General features: G+C 53.7%; 5 protein-coding genes. All 5 read right to left on the bottom strand.

What is annotated here, in order from left to right; genetic code table 11:
- Positions 1 to 133 precede the first annotated feature (133 nt).
- A complete protein-coding gene (serS, locus tag WIH05_RS00180; RefSeq protein ID WP_022273661.1) occupies positions 134 to 1,414 on the bottom strand; it encodes a serine--tRNA ligase in 1,281 nt (426 codons plus the stop codon).
- Between the two features lie 106 nt (positions 1,415 to 1,520).
- A complete protein-coding gene (locus tag WIH05_RS00185) occupies positions 1,521 to 2,366 on the bottom strand; it encodes a pyridoxamine kinase (protein ID WP_022273662.1) in 846 nt (281 codons plus the stop codon).
- A gap of 72 nt (positions 2,367 to 2,438) precedes the next feature.
- Positions 2,439 to 3,125: a thiamine diphosphokinase gene (locus tag WIH05_RS00190; RefSeq protein WP_022273663.1), complete on the bottom strand. Its 687-nt coding sequence runs from the start codon at positions 3,123 to 3,125 to the stop codon at positions 2,439 to 2,441.
- Positions 3,126 to 3,130: 5 nt separating this feature from the next.
- Positions 3,131 to 3,796: a ribulose-phosphate 3-epimerase gene (gene rpe, locus WIH05_RS00195; protein ID WP_022273664.1), complete on the bottom strand. Its 666-nt coding sequence runs from the start codon at positions 3,794 to 3,796 to the stop codon at positions 3,131 to 3,133.
- Position 3,797: 1 nt separating this feature from the next.
- Positions 3,798 to 4,416: ribosome small subunit-dependent GTPase A (gene rsgA / locus WIH05_RS00200; RefSeq protein ID WP_337424795.1), on the bottom strand; the 619-nt coding region annotated here is incomplete at its 5' end.

The raw sequence follows: 4,416 nt of genomic DNA on the forward strand, positions 1-4,416 counted from the left end.
CCAGACGTCCAAACAGATCATGGGCAAATGCTGCCGGCATATGGAACACCCCTTTCTTAGATCTATTCTGAAAGGGGCCGCTGCAAAAGGAAAGCCCAGAAACCACTCTTTTGCAACAGCCCCGTTTACTTCCTTATTTAATTACTTTCATTCCACCCATATACGGCTGAAGGGCTTCCGGGATCCTTACAGAGCCGTCGGCCTGCAGGTTATTCTCCAGAAATGCGATGAGCATTCTCGGCGGAGCCACCACAGTGTTGTTGAGGGTATGGGCAAAGTATTTCTTTCCGTCTGCGCCGTTGACACGGATCCGCAGTCTTCTGGCCTGGGCGTCTCCTAAGTTGGAGCAGCTTCCCACCTCAAAATACTTCTTCTGTCTCGGAGACCATGCCTCCACGTCCACAGATTTCACCTTTAAGTCTGCCAGGTCGCCGGAGCAGCACTCTAAGGTACGCACCGGAATATCCAGGGAACGGAACAGGTCCACGGTATTCTGCCACAGAACATCGAACCATTTCCTGGACTCATCGGGATGGCATACCACGATCATTTCCTGCTTTTCAAACTGATGGATCCGGTAAACGCCTCTCTCCTCGATGCCATGGGCTCCCTTTTCTTTACGGAAGCAGGGAGAATAGCTGGTGAGGGTCTTGGGGAGCTCCTCCTCGGGAATGATGGTGTCGATGAATTTTCCGATCATGGAGTGCTCGCTGGTACCGATCAGATACAGGTCCTCGCCCTCGATCTTATACATCATGGCGTCCATTTCAGCAAAGCTCATAACGCCGGTGACCACGTCGCTGCGGATCATGAACGGCGGTACGCAGTAGGTGAAGCCCCGGCCGATCATAAAGTCCCTGGCATAGGAGATCACTGCGGAGTGAAGCCTTGCGATGTCTCCCATTAAATAGTAGAAGCCGTTTCCAGCCACTCTTCTTGCGGAATCCAGATCGATGCCGTTAAATTTCTCCATGATCTCCGTATGGTACGGGATCTCAAAATCCGGGACCACCGGCTCTCCGTATTTCTGGACCTCCACATTCTCGGAATCGTCTTTTCCAATGGGAACGCTGGGATCGATGATATTGGGAATGGTCATCATGATCTTTTTGATCCTGGCTTCCAGATCCTTCTCCTTCTCCTCCAGCTCTGCCAGATGATCAGAGGCTTCTGTCACCTGCTTCTTCACTTCCTCGGCCTCTTCCTTCTTTCCCTGGCCCATCAGAGCTCCGATCTGCTTGGAGATCTTGTTTCTGCTGGCTCTCAGGTCATCGGCCTCTTTCTTTACTTTTCTGTTTTCTTCGTCCAGGGCGATCACTTCGTCCACCAGTGGCAGCTTGGAATCCTGGAATTTATTCCGGATATTCTGTTTAACGATCTCCGGGTTTTCTCTGACGAATCTCAAATCTAACATACTGACTGTCTCCTTCTGCTGATTTATCTCCCGCATCCGAACATGGACGCAATTTTACGCTTATGTCCAAATATACCACAAATTATTGCGAAAAGGAAGGGGCATTCTATTTTTTCACCAGTTTCCCCAGAATTTCCTCAAAGCAGACTCCGTTGGCATGGGGGATATCCAGCTCGTCCGAAATATGGATGCAGTCCTTTACAAACCTGGCCGCCTGCTCCACCGCTTCCTTTAAGGAGGCCCCCCTTAACAGCGCCCCGGCTGCTACCGACGCGAACACGTCTCCGGTTCCCGGTCTCTGGCCGCCGGCGCATTTCACCTTCACAAAGGAGGGCGCGTCCATGCCCCGGTCCAGGACCACGTTGGTATAAAAATTTCCCTCCCGGACTCCGGTGATGACCACGGATCTGGCTCCCATGAGCCGCAGCATCATGGCCATGTTAAGGAGCTCCTTTCTGGTCCAGCCCTTGTCCTTATAGGGCGTTCCCGTAAGGATACAGGCCTCCGTCACATTGGGGGTCGCCACGTCTGCCCGGCTCACCAGGAGCTTCATCTCCTCGCACATTTCCTCCGTATAGGTGGCATAAAGACGGCCATGGTCCCCCATGACCGGGTCCACTAGCACCAGCGTATCATCTCCGCTTAAGCGCTCCACCATGTCGATGACCATGGCGATCTGCTTTTCAGAGCCTAAAAACCCCGTGGCGATGCCGTCAAAGGACAGGCCCAGCTGCACCCATTTATCTGCATAGTCCTGCATTTTTTCCGTATAATCGTCAAAAAAATAAACGGGAAATTCTGTGTGGCTGGACAGGATGGCCGTGGGCACAGGACAGGCCTGATGGCCCATGGCCGATAAAATGGGAAGAGCCACTGTAAGAGAACAGCGGCCATATCCGGACAGATCATTGATCACTGCGATCTTTTTCTGTTTGTGTGTAAATGTTTCCATGATTGCGTTTTCCTTCTTTTTTCCCCATGATACTCCCGAAGTGGATCGTTCTGAATATCCAGTTTGGGGTTTTTAAACCAGTCCAGTCTCCCTGTCCCTGGACTCCACGCATAAAAGGAGTCCGGACCGGAAGGTCAGCACCGCCTTTTCCTCCAGTACCTCGTTGCTGATACAGAGACTTGGATTTTCCAGGATGGAGATATCCTTTTCCTTTAAGGGATATTTAAACCCCGTAAGTGTGATCCCCTTTACGGTCTCCGTCACCGGAAGGAAAGAGACATACCTTCCGTAAAGATCCTCCCTTTCAAATACCACCTGGGGATCCAGCTCTGCATCCGCCAGGAAGATCTTATTAAAGGCATCGTAAATGGTCACCCGGAGGCCCTTTTTCCTCCCCTGGGCCAGGAGCTGGATGTTGGACAGCTCATGATCCAGGCGGCCTCCCGTAGCTCCCAGCATATCCACAAGGACACAGCCGGCCTCCAGGGCGTCCCGGAAGGCCAGCTCCGTATCCGTCTCATCCTTTTCCGGCTGATGGACGTCTGCCCTTACACCAGAGCGTTCCTGGTATTCCAGGAGGCGCTCCCTTCCCAGGGTATCAAAATCCCCCACCAGAAGATCCGGACAAAGGCCCAGGGCCTCGCAGGCAGCCAGGCCCGCGTCCACGGCGATCACAAGATCATAGGTGCGCCCCAAAAGGAACCGTCTTCCAAAGGACAGGTCCAGGGGGCCGCCGGTGACCATAAGACAGCGCTTCATCTGCTTCACCGTCCCTGGTACTGGGAAAAGATCTCCAGAAATTCCCGGGTATTGGCCGCCGCGTCGTTTTTAAACACAGCAGAACCGGCCACGATCACGTTGGCTCCCGCATCCAGAACGTCCCGCACGTTGGCGGCGGAGATCCCTCCATCCACCTGGATATCCGTGGAAAGCCCGGCTTCGTTGAGCATGGACCGGAGCTTCCTTATTTTTTCCAGGGTATAGGGGATGAACTTCTGGCCCCCGAAGCCCGGGTTCACCGACATGATAAGGAACATATCGGCTTCCTTTAAAACGCAGGAGAGGGTCTCCACCGGTGTCGCCGGGTTCAGAGCCACAGCCGCCTTGCAGCCGCACTCCCGGATCTGGTTCAGAGTCCGGTCCAGATGGCGGCAGGCCTCCTGGTGGACGCAGATCAGATCGGCTCCGGCCTTTTTTATATCAGCCACGTACCGGCCCGGCTCCTCCACCATCATATGAACATCGAACACCTTGTCTGTCACTGGCCGCAACTTCTGGATCACCGGCATTCCAAAGGAAATGCTGGGCACAAAAGCCCCGTCCATGACATCCAGATGGATATACTCCGCTCCCGCATCAGCTACGGTCCTTACTTCCTCTCCCAGCCTGGAAAAATCGGCTGCCAGTATGGATGGCGCTAAGATATACATATTAATATCTCCTTTTATTCTTTAGTTCTTCATAGATCAGCCGGTAATTTTCATACCGGGAGACGGCCAGCTTTCCTTCCTTTACGGCCTCCTTGACGCCGCATTCCCGTTCGCCCACATGGACGCAGCCCAGGAACCGGCAGTCCGGCACAAAATCCTCAAATTCAGGAAAATATCCCGAAAGCTCCTCTGGCTTCAGGGACTCCACATAAATGGAGCTGAAACCGGGAGTATCCATGACGAAGGTTTCCGGCTCCACAAAAAACAGCTCTGAATGCCTGGTGGTATGACGGCCCCGGCGGATCTTTTCGCTGATGGCCCCGGTCTCCATGGCAGCCTCCGGCTGGATCTGGTTAGTCAGGGAGGATTTCCCCACTCCCGACGGTCCCGCCAGGGCTGTGGTCTTTCCCTTAAGGAGCTCCCGGACCATGCTCACGCTCTCTTTATCGTTGGCGCTGGTGAAATAGACTGAGTAACCGGCGGCCTCAAAGATCTGCCTGAGCTCCCGCTCCCTTTCACCAGTTCCCAGGTCCATCTTATTAAAGCAGATGACCGCAGGCACTCCCTGCATTTCCATGGTCACCAGGAACCGGTCCAGGAGATTTAAATTTGGCTCCGGA

The organism is Alitiscatomonas sp., from assembly GCF_037242085.1.
Taxonomy (GTDB): Bacteria; Bacillota; Clostridia; order Lachnospirales; family Lachnospiraceae; genus Alitiscatomonas; species Alitiscatomonas aceti.

Coding starts and splice junctions, on each gene's coding strand:
- WIH05_RS00190 (WP_022273663.1), bottom strand. CDS start 3,125: ATGAAGCGCTGTCTTATGGTCACCGGCGGCCCCCTGGACCTGTCCTTT.
- rpe (WP_022273664.1), bottom strand. CDS start 3,796: ATGTATATCTTAGCGCCATCCATACTGGCAGCCGATTTTTCCAGGCTG.
- serS (WP_022273661.1), bottom strand. CDS start 1,414: ATGTTAGATTTGAGATTCGTCAGAGAAAACCCGGAGATCGTTAAACAG.
- WIH05_RS00185 (WP_022273662.1), bottom strand. CDS start 2,366: ATGGAAACATTTACACACAAACAGAAAAAGATCGCAGTGATCAATGAT.